Genomic DNA, 229 nt, shown 5'->3' with positions numbered 1-229 from the left:
AAAACAGCAGATTGTACCTTGTAAATTAAACAACGATGTGCTTAAACTTTTGTTCAAAAGAACGAAGGTTGTAGTGCGAACCTGAAATTTCGAGAGTTTTTTACTCTTGGTAAATCGCTGGAAGTCACAACTCCAGTTAAAATAAAGTGACACGTCAGACTCTAAAGTCGGTTAAAACGAGTTTTTGCTCGTTCTAATACAATTTTTAGAGAGTTTGATCCTGGCTCAG

It is taken from the genome of Butyricicoccus sp. AF35-5AC (assembly GCF_003477715.1).
Taxonomy (GTDB): Bacteria; Bacillota; Clostridia; order Oscillospirales; family Butyricicoccaceae; genus Agathobaculum; species Agathobaculum butyriciproducens.
Note: the sequence above shows the minus strand (reverse complement) of the source record.